Here is a 13,872-nt window from a genome sequence, read left to right on the forward strand (position 1 = left end):
TCAGTCTCCCATGGCCTTTCCGGCGGCCTTCTTGAAGAATTTCTTGACCTTGTGGAGCGGCTTGGCCTGCTTCTCCTCCTCCAGACGAGCGAACTCGCGCAGGAGATCTTCCTGCTCGCGGGTGAGATCCTCGGGGGTCTGCACCAGCACCTGAACGAGAAGATCACCATGCTGACGTCCGCCGAGGCTCGGCATGCCGAGGTCGCGAAGGCGCAGCACCTTGCCGTTCTGCGTTCCCTTGGGAATGACCAGCTTGGACGGCTCGTCGAGAGTCGGAACCTCCACGGTGTCGCCAAGGGCGGCCTGCGGAAAGCTCAAAACGAGCCGATACACGAGGTCCTGTCCCTGACGCTCGAAGACCTCGTCCTCCTCCACGTAGATGACCACGTAGAGGTCTCCGGGAGGCCCTCCGAATTCGCCGGGTTCGCCCTCGCCGCGCAACCTCAGACGGGAACCGTTGTCCACGCCTGCGGGAATGCGCACCGAAAGCTCGCGGATCTCTTCCACGACGCCATCGCCCTTGCAGCGGGCGCACGGCGTCTTGATGACCTGCCCGCGTCCACGACACACAGGGCACGGCATGGCGACACGGAAGAAGCCCTGCGACTGGGTCACCTGCCCGCTTCCGCCGCAATGGCGGCAGGTTTCGGGGGTGGTTCCCGCCGCGGCACCGGAGCCGCCACAGTCCGAACAGTGGGCCTTGCGCGGGATGCTCAGCTTGATCTCATCCCCCTTGGCCGCCTGCCGGAACGTGATGTTCAGGTTGTAGCGTAGGTCCGCACCTGCGGTCGGCCGGTTGCCACGTCGCGCTCCAGTGGCACCGAAACCGAACAGGTCGCCGAAGATGTCGCCGAAGGAGGCGAAGATGTCCTCGGAATTCGAGAATCCGCCAAAACCGGAGCCGTTCATTCCGGCATGGCCGAAACGGTCGTAGGTGGCGCGCTTGTCTGCGTTGCGCAGCACCTCGTAGGCTTCGGCAGCCTCCTTGAACTTCGCCTCGGCCTCGGGATCGTCGGGATTGCGGTCGGGGTGGAACTGGAAGGCCAGCTTGCGGTAGGCCTTCTTGATTTCATCCTCGGACGCTTCACGCGATACGCCGAGGACTTCGTAGTAATCTCTCTGGGACATGGCTTACTTGTTGGCGGTCTTGACACCGACGTCGGTCAGATCTTCCTCGGAAATCACCTTGCCTGCGGCGATCTCGCGCAGAGCGGTGACGATTTCCTTGTTCTTGCACTCAACCAGCGGTTCGTAACCCTCGCGGTACTGCTTCACGCGCTTGATGGCCATCTGCACGATCATGAAGCGGTTGTTGACCTGCTCCAGGCAGTCTTCGACGGTAATGCGTGCCATGTATGTCTCCTTGTTTCGCCGCGACGCCCCGTGCGTGGCGGCAGAATGTACTAGGATGCCTCCCCCCTCTGCGCGGACGCGGGGAGAAGGCCTTCCAGATCGTTCAGAACTCTGTCGTTCACGGGGAAAAAATCCTCCCCGCGAGAGAGGCGAACCCAGCACTGCCCATGCGGCAAGGCGGGATCGCGATAGAAGTCAAGCTCCAGCATGGAGCCTGCGCCCTCGAGGAGAAGCTCTACCGACAGCGCCGGAACTGCCGTTCCCGGCAGACGTTCCGGGCCGTATTCGTACTGGAGTGAAGTAAGTCGCCACAGGAGCATGTCAATACCCGCATGCTTCCAGGCGCCACTTGCATCAACCCAGCCGTTACCGGCACGCTTCGCCCCGAATGCCCGCTCGCCGCGAAAAAGCCGCACTACCCGCACCATTCCTGGCGCGAAGTCGGCCACTCTTCTATCGACGAGCAAAAAAGCGTTTAAGTCTAGTTTACGCAGGCCGTCCCGGTCAAGCTCGAACCACAGCGGAAGCCGCGAAGATCGCACAACCGGGCCACCTTCCTCGGAAAGATGGACCTCCAGCCTCATGCGCCCATCGCGTCCGGTTTCGAGCGATACGGCCATATCCGGCGGCGTATCCCCCGGCACGGATTCCGCGACAACAGCTCCCTGCCGCATGGCCGACACCCCGAGCAGAAACTGCTCCATCGCGCTACCCAGCACGTGCACGCCAACGAATCGGGCCGGTGTCAGAAACTCAAAACCATCGCCGACACGCCGCGCGGACCACGTCTCTCCCGCAAGGGGAGACACCTCGATCCGTCGAACGTCGTCAACCGAGAAATCCAGCAAGCGCGAATCGCGAAACCACGCGGCCGGGCGCTGGAACATCTCGGCTCGCCAATCAGGAAAGGCATAGACGTGCCCGCCATACAGCAGGCAAAGCCCCGAGACGTCGGATCTGACCACCGCCGCGCGGTGCGCCCCGTCGAGGCTGATGTGTGCGAGCGGCGCATCCACAGCAAAGGACGAATCCAGCTCGCCGAGGGACTCCTTACGTCCCGGGCAGGCGCTCAGCAACGCATCCGCAAAGGCCTGCACACGGTCGGACGCGGCGGGAAGCGGCTCGGCGACGTCCGGAACGGACACCGTCCACGTTCCGCCCACACGTGTAAGGACATACGCGCCAGTCTCATTCTGGATGGCAATGCCATTGACGGCGTTCGGACGAACCGGCGGCCACGCTCTTTCGAGCACGACCTCCCGAAACCCGCCATCCCCGAAGAGCATCCCCACGAGGATGACCAGCCCTGCAAGGCCAATCAGAACACATTTACGCCCCAGCCCCACGGATGCCCCCTTGCCTGCGGACTCCGACACCAGCGACTTGTGCAGCAGGAAACCCGATTGGGAAAAATTCTTTCGCTAAATCAGGCAAAAAAGCAAGTCAAGATAAAACGCCAACCTGACAGGCGGGATTTTTCCCATTGCGGACCCCGCCGCCATGAACTATTCATGCGCTTCCGGGATTCACGGCTTTTCGCGGCCGGTTACCGCCGCGAGCACGCGCGCATCCTGAAACTTGATTACAACGGAGCATTCCACACATGGCTCAATGGGGAAAACTCACCTACGCCCAGAAGCAGTGCCTCGGCGGCACCGGCAAACTCATGCAGCAGGCAGGCATGCTCAGTCCCAGCGCACGGGTTGGCATCGCCGTCTCCGGCGGCGTGGACAGCTGGGTCCTGCTGAAGATACTGACTATGCGCCAGAGAATTATCCCCTTTCCGGTGGAACTCATGGCCCTGCACCTGAACCCCGGATTCGACGCCACAAGCCACGCCCCATTGGCGGCCTGGCTGCGCGAAAACGGCGTCAGCGGGCATCTCGAAGTCACGGACTACGGCCCCCGCGCCCATTCCGAGGAAAACCTGAAGCGCTCGGCCTGCTTCTACTGCGCCATGCTCCGCCGCAAGCGCCTCTTCGAGCTATGCAAGCAGTACGGGCTGACGCACCTCGCCTTTGGCCACACCGCCGACGACCTCGCGGCCACGTTCTTCATGAACATCTTCAAGACCGGCAACGTCTACGGCCTGTCCATGGCCGAGGACTTCTTCGGCGGCCAGCTCAAGGTCATCCGTCCGCTCCTTTACCTTGAAAAGAAGACCATCATCAAGGCCGCGAAGGACTTCGGCCTTCCCGTCTGGCAGAACCCCTGCCCCTCCGCCGGAGCCACTGAGCGCTCCCGCACGCAGGAGTGGATCGAGAAGACCTGCGGGAAGGACCGGACGATGAAGGGAAACGTTTTGAAGGCATTGCAGCGCTGGCAGCTTGACTTGACCTTGAAAATGCAATAGTTCTCAAGCAATTACCGTAGAAATCCAGATCTAACCGCAACCCCGCAATATCGCGGGATCATTCCAGAAGCCCATGCTTTTTCGGAAATACGACATCGTTGTTTTCAAGGAGAACGAAGGGATCTCCAGAAAGTTCCGCCTACGAGGATGGTTCGGCATCGCTCTGGCCGGTCTTCTCTGCGCTCTTATCGCGTCGAACATCTTCTTCTGGAACTACTTCATCAACTTCAAGGTGATGAAAAAGGAACTCGGCAACTCCGAGCAGACCGTTCAAGAACAGAAGACCCAACTCCTCGCGCTGGCCACCAAGATCAAAACCCTCGAAAAAGACCTCCTGCGAATCAGAGATTTCGATTCCAAACTCCGGGTCATGATCAACCTCGACCAGGACCGCCGCGTCAGCGAATCCCCCATCGGCGGCCCCGAATCCGCAGACTTCGCGAACAGCTACCTCCCCATGCACCGGCAGGAACTGCTCGCCCGCAAGATGCACAACTTCCTGCACCAGCTGAATACCGAAGCCCGCCTCGAAGAGGTCCGGCAGCAAGAGCTGATGCACGTCATTCGCAGCAATCAGGATCTCTGGGCGGCAACGCCGAGCATTTGGCCCACGCAGGGCTGGGTCTCCTCGCCCTTCGGCGCGCGGACGTCCCCCTTCACCGCCAAGCGCGAATTCCACAAGGGCATCGACATTTCAGCCCCCACGGGAACGCCCATCTACGCCCCGGCAAAGGGCGTGGTCACCTTCTCCGGCGCTGATGGCGGATACGGCCTGAGCATGATGATCGACCACGGGTCCGGCATCAAAACCCGCTACGCGCATCTGCACTCGCTGGCCGTGAAGGCCAACAGAAAGGTCTCCCGTGGCGAGCTTATCGCCTACGTGGGCAATACGGGCCGTAGCACCGGTCCGCACCTGCACTACGAGGTGCGGCTCAACGGGGTTCCGGTGAACCCCATGCGCTACGTGCTCAACTAGCGTCCGCGTTTCGCCCCCTAGACATTCCGAAGCCCTTCTGCCCGCGCAGGAGGGCTTCTTTTCCATCCCCGACCGACCGACACGCGTTCCGTCAACCCCCATCGGGAGGACAGCAGCATGTGCGGCATTGCCGGATTCATGGGCGACCCACGCCCCGCAGACTTCTACACGCCCGTTCTGCAGGCGATGACGAACGCCATGCCGCATCGCGGGCCGGACAGTTCCGGCGCGTGGGCGGACCCGGCCTCCGGCATCGGCCTCTCCCATGCCCGGCTCGCCATTCTCGACCTCTCCCCGGCTGGCGCGCAGCCCATGGAATCCCCCTGCGGGCGCTTCGTCATTACCTTCAACGGCGAAATCTACAACCACCCGGCACTGCGCGCGGCCCTCGAACGCGAAGGAGACGCCCCGCCCCACGGCTGGCGCGGACACTCCGACACGGAAACGCTTCTCGCGCTGATCTCCGCCCACGGGCTTGACGCCACGCTGCCCCGCCTCGTCGGGATGTTCGCCTTCGCCCTGTGGGACAGGGCCGAACGCACCCTCACGCTCGTTCGCGACAGGCTCGGCATCAAGCCGCTGTATTACGGCCTGTGCGGATCGGCATTCCTGTTCGGCTCCACCCCGTCCGCCCTGCGCCAACACCCGCAATGGACCGGCGAACTGGACCGCGAGGTGCTGGCCCTATACATGCGCTTTCTTCACATCCCGGAGCCGCACTGCATCTTTCAGGGAATCCGCAAGCTCCCGCCCGGCGCGACGCTCACCATAACTCCCGCCGACGTCGCCGTGCGACGCATCCCCGAACCCGCCCGCTACTGGGACGTACGGACCATGGCCCTACGGGGCATGGCCGCGCCCTTCGCCGGAAACCTCGACGACGCGACGGATCGCCTCCAGACGCTGATCGACGACGCCGTGGGCCTGCGCATGCTGGCGGACGTCCCTCTCGGCGCGTTCCTGTCCGGCGGCATCGACTCCACGGCCGTCGTGGCCGCCATGCAGCGCATCGGCAGCCGTCCGGCCCGGACCTTCACCATCGGCTTCGACGCCAAGGGCTATGACGAGGCCACACATGCCCGCGAGGTAGCGAAGCGACTGGGCACGGAGCATACGGAACTGCGCCTCTCCCCGGATGACGCGCTGGATGTCATCCCGCTTTTGCCCCGGCATTTCGACGAACCCTTCGCCGACGTCTCGCAGATTCCCACGCTCATCGTCTCGCGCCTCGCGCGGGAGCATGTCACCGTGGCGCTCTCCGGCGACGGCGGCGATGAACTCTTCGGCGGCTATTCGCGTCATCTCTTCGGTCCACGGCTATGGAACGCGCAGCGACGCATTCCGCTCCCGCTGCGCCGCGCCATGTCGGCCATGCTCAAGGGTACGGCTGGACGCATGCTCGCGGATGCTTACGAGCGCGCGGAAAATCTCCTCGCCCCCGCCCAGCGCCACGCCATCTTCCGCGACAAGCTCCTCAAGGTCGCCTCGGCCCTGTCCGCCCGCGACAGAGCACAATTCCACGGCCTGCTTGTGTCCTGCTGGAACGGCGGGCAGTCACCTGTCAGGGGTGCCGACTTCCCGGAATCGACCTTTGAGCGCCCGGAAACGTGGCCGCCCAACGAGGATTTCGCAGAGTGGATGATGACCATGGATATGACGACCTACCTCCCCGGCGACATTCTGACCAAGGTGGACCGGGCGAGCATGGCCGTCTCGCTCGAAGCGCGCGTGCCGCTCCTCGACCACCGCATCTGCGAATTCGCCCTGAGCCTTCCCGCATCCATGAAAATCGCCGACGGCAAAGGCAAGCTCCCGCTACGCCGACTTCTCGCCCGCCATCTGCCGCCGGAGCTCATGGACCGCCCCAAACAGGGCTTCTCTGTTCCCATCGACTCGTGGCTGCGCGGCCCCTTGCGCCCATGGGCGGAGGAACTTCTGGACGTGCGCGCCCTGCGCGAGGACGGCTGGCTGGACCCGGACCCCATCCGCAGAAAATGGCGCGAACACCTTGCCGGAAAGTTCAACTGGCAGTATCACTTATGGGCAGTACTCATGTTCAGGGCCTGGATCACCGAATCTGCACCGGGAGCATGAACCCTTGCCCAACGCCTCGATCCTCTACGTCGTCACCGAGGACTGGTACTTCTGGAAACATCGCGTTCCGCTGGCCCGGGCCGCACGCGATGCGGGCTACCGCGTTTCCGTTGCCGCCTGCGCCGGGGAATACGCCCAGCGCATCCGCGACGAAGGATTCACCTTCCATCCGCTGGGCATGAATCGCCGCAGCACCGGTCCCATCCAACAGCTCGCCGCAATCAGGGAGCTTGCCGCGCTCTATCGTTGGACCCGGCCGGACATCGTCCATCACGTCGCGCTCAAGCCCATCCTGCTCGGTTGTGTGGCGGCGCGGCTGGCCCACGTAAGCCACGTGGTCAACGCGGTCACCGGGCTCGGCTACGTCTTCGTGCGCGAAGGCCTGCGCCGCGCCATCCTGCGTACCGTCATCTCGCAGTGGCTGCGCCTTGCCCTCACCCGCCCCGAAACGCGCATCATCTTCCAGAATCCCGACGATCTCGAACTCTTCACGAGTTGCGGCATCGCTCCGTGCGAATCCTGCACGCTCATTCTCGGGTCGGGAGTGGACACCACGCTCTTCCACCCCTGTCCCGAACCCGAAGGACCGCCGGTCATCCTCTTCGCCGCCCGCATGATCTGGGACAAGGGCGCGGCAGTGCTCGTGGAGGCCGCACGCCTGATGCGACAGCGCAACGTCAAATTCCGCATCGTGCTGGCCGGAGTACCCGACAGTCACAACCCCCAGGCCATTCCGGAGGAGACGCTTGCCGCTTGGAGCCGGGAACCGGGGGTTGAATGGATCGGCTACTGCAACGACATGCCCGGCCTACTCGCCCGCAGTCACATCGTCTGCCTGCCGACACACTATCGCGAGGGCATCCCCCTCGCCCTCATCGAGGCCGCAGCGGCGGGAAAACCCATCGTCACCACAAACACGCCGGGGTGCAGGGAAATCGTCCGCCACGAACGCAACGGGCTTCTCGTTCCGGAGCGCGACCCCGAACGTCTGGCCGAAGCGCTGACGACACTCGTCACCTCCGCCGAAACGCGCAAGGTCATGGGCACGGCCAGCCGCGCCCTTGCCCTGAACGGCTTCTCCATCGACAGCGTCGCATCCCGCACGCTCGACCTCTACGCATCCATGCTGGAGACCGACCATGAATGACACCCCCGGCCTCCCGATCATCTGCGTCACCGGCGCGAACGGCTTCGTCGGTCGTCATCTGCTGCGGCTGCTGACCAGCCGTGGACACACCGTGCGCGCGGCGGTGCGCCTGGCCATGGCCCCCATCCTTCCGCCAGCCGAGGACATCCACTATCAACAGAGCGCCTGCGGCAACGTGGGGCCGGACACGGACTGGAGCGCATTTCTGGAAGGGGCCGACTGTGTCGTCCATCTCGCCGCGCGCGTACACGTGATGCACGACAGCCACCCCGACCCGGAATCCGCATTCCGCGAAGTGAACGTGCTTGGCACGAAACGGCTGGCCGAACAGGCCGCCGACGCTGGCGTGCGCAGGCTGGTCTTCGTCAGCACGGCGAAGGTCAACGGCGAGGGCCGCGCCGCGCCCTACACACCCGCCGACGCCCCGGCACCGGACGATGCCTACGCGCGTTCCAAGCATCAGGCTGAGATGGCGCTTGCCGAGGTCTGCGCCCGAACGGGACTCGAATGCGTGATCGTGCGCCCGCCGCTGGTGTACGGTCCCGGCGTGGGCGCGAACTTCCTGCGGCTCATGCGCGCGGTGGACAACGGCCTGCCCCTGCCGCTGGGGGCCATCCACAACCGCCGAAGCCTGCTCTTTTCCGGTAATCTGGCCGATGTTCTCGCCACCTGCGCCGCGCATCCCAATGCGGCGGGGCACACCTTCCTTGCCAGCGATGGGGAGGACGTCTCCACGCCGGACCTCATCCGACGCATCGCCCGCGCCCTTGGCCGCAGGGCGCGGCTGTGGAACATCCCACCCTCGCTGCTCGCCCTCGCCGCCGCTCTGACCGGACGAGGCCCGGCAATCCGCCGTCTTACCGGTTCCCTCGCCGTGGACGCATCCGCCCTGCGCGATGGCATCGGCTGGACCCCACCCTTCTCCCTCGATCAGGGACTGGCCGAAACGGCCGACTGGTTCATCCGCTCCCGCCGCATGCATCCCGGAGCGAGGCAGTGATTCGCATCGCCGCATTCTGCGCAGTGAGCGCCGCGCTCTCCTTCGCGCTCACCCGCATCGTTCGGACCATCGCCCTTCGCCGCGCCATGATCGACATCCCCAACGAGCGCAGTTCCCACACCGTTCCCACGCCACGCGGGGGCGGGTTGGGCTTCGTTACCGCATTCCTCGTGCTGGGGAGCCTCGACGCGGTCACGGGGCAATGGTTCGCTCCGCCGCAGGCCATGCGCGTCTTCGCGGTCATCATCCCGCTCGTGCTCCTCGGCCTCGCGGACGACGCATGGAACCTCCCGGCCCGCTCGCGCCTGCCCGTGCATCTGCTTCTGGGCGGGTTGACCTGCGCCCTGTTCGGCCCTGTGCCGCTGCCCTTCGCACCGGACATGGGAACGCCGGGCCTTATCGTGCAATGGGCGGTGACCATCGTGGGCACCGCCGCGCTCATCAACTTCTACAACTTCATGGACGGACTGGACGGACTCGTGGCCGGGACGGCGCTGGTCCAAATGTTCTTCCTCGCCATCCAGCTCGACCAGCCGCTGTGGCTGCTCCTTGCGGCGGGCATCGCCGGATTCCTGCCGTGGAACTGGCCCCGGGCCAGCATATTCATGGGCGACGCCGCCAGCACCACACTCGGCGCATGCGCGGCCATCGCCATCGTGGGCTGCCCCACACGCGGACTCGCCGCCGAAGCGCTGGCCGTCACGCTGCCACTGACCGTCGACGCCACCTACACCATCCTGCGCAGGCTCTCGCGCCGGGAAAACATCTTCCACGCCCACCGCAGCCACATCTACCAGCGCCTGCACAATACGGCAGGCTGGTCACACGCCAGAGTGACAACGCTCTACATCGCGCTGACCATCCTCTGCGCCCTCGCCATCACCGCATTTGCGGATTACGGCCCCGCGACATGCATCGCCCTCTGCCTTGCACTGCTTCCGCTTGCCGAACTGCACATTCGCCGTTTCGCCTCAAAAACAAGTTGACAGAATTCTTCCACTTTCTGTTACAACAGGAGACTGGAACCAGCCCTGCCGTCCATGCCGAACGGCAACCCCAGACCGAACGCACCCGCCCGCACAGGCCCATTGAGGACAGGAGACGGAATCGGTGAACAAGCGCCTGAAGTCGATCAATTTCTACGTGCTCATCGCCCTCGACGCAGGTCTCGTCAGCGTGGCCCATCTGCTGGCCTACCTCACCCGCTTCGAATTCGACATCCCGCCCCAGCACCTGCAACAGCTCGTGGCCGTGCTGCCCATGCTCGTGCCCATCAAGCTCGTGTGCTTCCTGTCCTTCGACCTGTACAAGGGCATGTGGCGCTACACCAGCCTGCCGGAGCTCGTGGACATCGCCAAGGGCACAGCCGTGGCTTCGGTGCTTGTGCTGGCCTACGTGGTCCTGTTCCACAACTTTCAGGGCTTCTCGCGCTCGGTCTTCATTCTCGACGCGCTCTACACCGTGGCCCTCGTGGCCGGGCTGCGCCTCGGCATCCGCATGGTCTACGGCACAGGCTTCGTCGCGCTCTCCAGCATGTTCACCCGGCGCGGACCAACCCGCCCGCGCACGCCCTGCGTGCTACTCGGCATGGGCGAAGCCGGTGAGGGCATGCTCCGCGAAAGCGTTGGCAATCCGAACTCCGACATCCGCATCGTGGCCATCTTCGACGACGACAAGAGCAGCCATGGACGCTGCATCCACGGCGTGCCCGTCGTCGGCGCGCTCGATGCGCTCCCGGAATGGAAGCGCATCGAGAAATTCAAGACGACCGAGGCGCTCATCGCCACGCCCGCGCAAACTGGCGAGGAAATGCGCCACATGATGAAGCTGTGCGAAGATTCTGGCCTGACCTGCCGTCGCATTCCGAGCCTGTCGGAAATCGCGGCCGGGCGCGTATCCATCAAGAACCTGCGCGACGTGAACTACCGCGACCTCCTCGGCAGGGAACCGGTAAACCTCGACGTGGAAGGCATCGCCGGATACCTGCGCGGCAAGACGGTGCTCGTCACCGGGGCGGGCGGGTCCATCGGCTCCGAACTCTGCCGCCAGATCGCGGGCTATGGTCCTCGAAAACTCCTGCTGCTCGACGCCAGCGAATTCGCCCTTTACACGATCCAGATGGAGCTGGAGCACGAACTGCGCTTCCACGACTATGAAACGCTCCTCGGTAGCCTGTGCGACGGAAAATGGCTGCGCGACACCCTCGAAACCCATCGGCCGGACGTCATCTTCCACGCCGCCGCCTACAAGCACGTGCCCATGTTGGAGGTCAACCCGTGGCAGGCCATCTACAACAACGTCCTCGCCACGCAGAGCCTCATCGGCCACGCCGTACGCCTCGGCGTGCCGCGCCTCCTGGTGGTCAGCACGGACAAGGCCGTACGCCCGACAAGCGTCATGGGCGCATCCAAGCGCGTAACGGAGCGCATCATGCAGTCCCACTGCGGCAACGGCACGCGGCTCATGGCCGTGCGCTTCGGCAATGTGCTGGGTTCGGCGGGGTCCGTGGTGCCGCTGTTCCGCCGCCAGATCGAATGCGGGGGACCAGTCACCGTGACGCACCCGGACGTGGTGCGCTACTTCATGACCATCGAGGAAGCCTGTCAGCTCATCCTTCAGGCCGGAAGCATGGGGGAAGGCGGGGAAATCTTCGTGCTGCGCATGGGCCGCCCGGTGCGCATCGCGGACATGGCGGCGGACCTCATCCGCCTGTCCGGCCGCGAACCGGGGCGCGACGTGGAGATACGCTTCACCGGCCTGCGCCCCGGAGAAAAGCTCTACGAGGAACTCATCACGCAGGATGAGGGCGTGGTACCCACCGGACACAACAAGATCATGGTCCTGCGCGGGCAGACCTGCGAGAGCGCCGAACTCGCCCCGCTCATCGACGACCTCAAGGCCGCCGCCGACGCGCGCGACCATACGCTCATCCGCCAAAATCTCGTCCGCATCGTACCGGAGTACACGCCGGACGACGGCTCCTGATCGCGCCGCGCAAGGCCCCATGCGCACCGCCGGACGCCACTGTGCAAATGGTCCGCCTCTTGCACATTTGCGCGCATGGACATCTTCGCATTCGACCCCGAATCCATCTTCAGCTTCTTCCTGACCCTCTTCCGGGTCAGCCTGATCCTGTTCGTGCTGCCCTTCTTCGGCGGAAACTCCATCCCCAACCCGGTGAAAGCGGCCCTATGCCTCGTGCTGTCGTGGGCGGTATGGCCCGCGCTGTCGTTCACGGGCGTCATGTTCCCCAAGAACATCTTTCAGATCACGCTCATGATCGCCGGGGAACTGCTCATCGGCCTCGTGCTGATGCTGGTGGTGCGCTTCCTCTTCGCGGCGGTGCAGATGGGCGGCCAGCTCATCGGCTTCCAGATGGGCTTCGCCATGATCAACATCGTCGATCCGCTGACGGGCACCTCCGTTGTGGTCACCTCGCATTTCCTGTACATGACCACCCTGCTTACGTTTTTGACGCTCAACGGGCACCTGTACCTGATTCAGGGTCTGGCGGACAGCTTCGCGCTGATCCCGCCGGGGGGCCTTCTGATCACGCCGGAACTGGGCGAGGGCATACTACGCATGGCGGGGCAGATATTCGTGCTGGCCATTCGCATCGCCGCGCCGGTCATGGCCGCGCTGTTCATGGTGGACCTCGCCCTCGCGCTGGTGGGCCGCGCGGCTCCCCAGATGCACGTGCTCATTCTGGGCTTTCCCATCAAGATCACGGTGGGCTTCTTCTTCCTTGGCATCCTCTTCACGTACCTCTCACGGCACGTGGAGGAATTCATTCACACCATGGGGCCGATGTTCCACACCCTGCTCAGGACGATGAGCGGATAGGCCCGATACGATACCCACGGACCGCACATGGCGAGAGATCCGAGTAAAACAGAAAAAGCCACACCGAAACGGCGCAACAAGGCCCGCGAGGAAGGCAACGTCGCCAAGAGTCAGGAACTTGGCAAGGCCACCATCCTCATGGGAGGTCTGGTGGCTCTCTACATCTTCATGGATCTCATCGCCAAGGAGATGAAGCACATCTTCGCGTGGTTCTGTGGCGAGGGGCTGCTCTTCGAGGTGAACCCGCAAAGCGTCTACGCGCTGTTCACGTCGCTTTCCGAAAGCCTCGCCCTGATGATCCTGCCCATCATGGCCGTCCTCTTGGTGGTGGCCTTCCTCACCATGCGCCTTCAGGTGGGCCAGCTGTGGACGACCAAGGTCTTCGAGCCGAAGTTCGAGAAGATATTCAACGTCTTCAGCGGCATTAAACGCCTACTCCTCGACCCCAAGGTCTTCATCCGTTTGGGCAAGAGCGTGCTTCAAGCGCTGTTCATCGGCATCGCCCCCTACATCGTCCTCAAGAGCGAGATTCCCAAGCTCGCCCCGCTGTTCTTCTCCAACGCCGAAGGTATCGCGGCCTACATCCTGACCATCGGACTCAAGATGTCCATCTATGCGCTGATCCCCATGCTCATCATCGGCATAGCGGACACGGTGTACACGTTCTGGGACTACAACGAGAACATCAAGATGACCAAGCAGGAGATCAAGGACGAGCACAAGCAGGCCGAGGGCGACCCCATCGTCAAGGGCAAGCAGCGCGAGAAGATGATGAAGACCATGGCCGGGCGCATGCTCCAGAAGGTACCCCAGGCCGACGTGGTGGTCACCAACCCCACGCACATCGCCGTGGCCCTCAAGTACGACGCCATGGAGGCTCCGGCCCCCATGGTCCTCGCCAAGGGCGTCGATCACCTTGCGGAGAAGATCAAGCAGATCGCCCGCGAAAACAACATTCCCATCCGCGAAAACAAGCCGCTGGCACGGGCCTTGTATAAATCGGTGGAGATTGGGGATGTCATCCCCGAGGAGCTGTACCAGGCGGTGGCCTCGATTCTGGCCCAGATATACAAACTCCGCCGTCGCTGAACCCGAATCCGCCC

Annotated in this window: 12 protein-coding genes; 9 read left to right on the forward strand and 3 right to left on the reverse strand. The window is 63.8% G+C overall.

Going from position 1 to position 13,872, the window contains the following annotated elements:
* The 3 genes from dnaJ to GGQ74_RS03430 are packed head-to-tail and all read right to left on the reverse strand — an operon-like array spanning nucleotide 1 to nucleotide 2,606.
* On the reverse strand, nucleotides 1-1,128 hold the full coding sequence (dnaJ, locus tag GGQ74_RS03420; RefSeq protein ID WP_167940124.1) for a molecular chaperone DnaJ: 1,128 nt from the start codon (nucleotides 1,126-1,128) through the stop codon (nucleotides 1-3).
* Nucleotides 1,129-1,131: 3 nt separating this feature from the next.
* Nucleotides 1,132-1,353: a DNA-directed RNA polymerase subunit omega gene (gene rpoZ / locus GGQ74_RS03425; RefSeq protein ID WP_167940125.1), complete on the reverse strand. Its 222-nt coding sequence runs from the start codon at nucleotides 1,351-1,353 to the stop codon at nucleotides 1,132-1,134.
* Between the two features lie 50 nt (nucleotides 1,354-1,403).
* Nucleotides 1,404-2,606, reverse strand: coding sequence for a hypothetical protein (locus GGQ74_RS03430; protein ID WP_167940126.1), 1,203 nt, complete (start codon nucleotides 2,604-2,606; stop codon nucleotides 1,404-1,406).
* Between the two features lie 350 nt (nucleotides 2,607-2,956).
* On the opposite strand from GGQ74_RS03430, the gene GGQ74_RS03435 reads away from it, so the two are divergent.
* The 9 genes from GGQ74_RS03435 (at nucleotide 2,957) to flhB (ending at nucleotide 13,858) form a co-directional block, all read left to right on the forward strand.
* A complete protein-coding gene (locus GGQ74_RS03435) occupies nucleotides 2,957-3,706 on the forward strand; it encodes a tRNA lysidine(34) synthetase (protein ID WP_167940127.1) in 750 nt (249 codons plus the stop codon).
* Between the two features lie 73 nt (nucleotides 3,707-3,779).
* Nucleotides 3,780-4,685 (forward strand): M23 family metallopeptidase, encoded by a 906-nt coding sequence (locus GGQ74_RS03440; RefSeq protein WP_167940128.1) that lies wholly within the window; start codon nucleotides 3,780-3,782, stop codon nucleotides 4,683-4,685.
* A 117-nt stretch (nucleotides 4,686-4,802) separates the two neighbouring features.
* Nucleotides 4,803-6,779, forward strand: a complete 1,977-nt coding sequence (asnB, locus tag GGQ74_RS03445; RefSeq protein ID WP_167940129.1) for an asparagine synthase (glutamine-hydrolyzing) — start codon at nucleotides 4,803-4,805, stop codon at nucleotides 6,777-6,779.
* Between the two features lie 4 nt (nucleotides 6,780-6,783).
* Nucleotides 6,784-7,926 (forward strand): glycosyltransferase family 4 protein, encoded by a 1,143-nt coding sequence (locus GGQ74_RS03450; RefSeq protein ID WP_167940130.1) that lies wholly within the window; start codon nucleotides 6,784-6,786, stop codon nucleotides 7,924-7,926.
* Complete coding sequence (locus tag GGQ74_RS03455; protein ID WP_167940131.1) at nucleotides 7,919-8,926, forward strand: UDP-glucose 4-epimerase family protein; 1,008 nt, start codon at nucleotides 7,919-7,921, stop codon at nucleotides 8,924-8,926. The genes GGQ74_RS03450 and GGQ74_RS03455 overlap by 8 nt, the downstream gene beginning before the upstream one ends.
* Nucleotides 8,923-9,912 (forward strand): MraY family glycosyltransferase, encoded by a 990-nt coding sequence (locus GGQ74_RS03460; protein ID WP_167940132.1) that lies wholly within the window; start codon nucleotides 8,923-8,925, stop codon nucleotides 9,910-9,912. Before GGQ74_RS03455 ends, GGQ74_RS03460 begins: the two co-directional genes overlap by 4 nt.
* Nucleotides 9,913-10,036: 124 nt before the next feature.
* Nucleotides 10,037-11,911 carry a polysaccharide biosynthesis protein gene (locus GGQ74_RS03465; protein WP_167940133.1) on the forward strand — a complete coding sequence of 625 codons (1,875 nt, stop codon included), beginning with the start codon at nucleotides 10,037-10,039 and terminating at the stop codon, nucleotides 11,909-11,911.
* Between the two features lie 75 nt (nucleotides 11,912-11,986).
* Complete coding sequence (gene fliR / locus GGQ74_RS03470) at nucleotides 11,987-12,769, forward strand: flagellar biosynthetic protein FliR (protein WP_167940134.1); 783 nt, start codon at nucleotides 11,987-11,989, stop codon at nucleotides 12,767-12,769.
* Nucleotides 12,770-12,796: 27 nt separating this feature from the next.
* On the forward strand, nucleotides 12,797-13,858 hold the full coding sequence (gene flhB / locus GGQ74_RS03475) for a flagellar biosynthesis protein FlhB (protein ID WP_167940135.1): 1,062 nt from the start codon (nucleotides 12,797-12,799) through the stop codon (nucleotides 13,856-13,858).
* Nucleotides 13,859-13,872: the final 14 nt, after the last annotated feature.

The organism is Desulfobaculum xiamenense (assembly GCF_011927665.1).
In the GTDB taxonomy this organism is placed as follows: domain Bacteria; phylum Desulfobacterota; class Desulfovibrionia; order Desulfovibrionales; family Desulfovibrionaceae; genus Desulfobaculum; species Desulfobaculum xiamenense.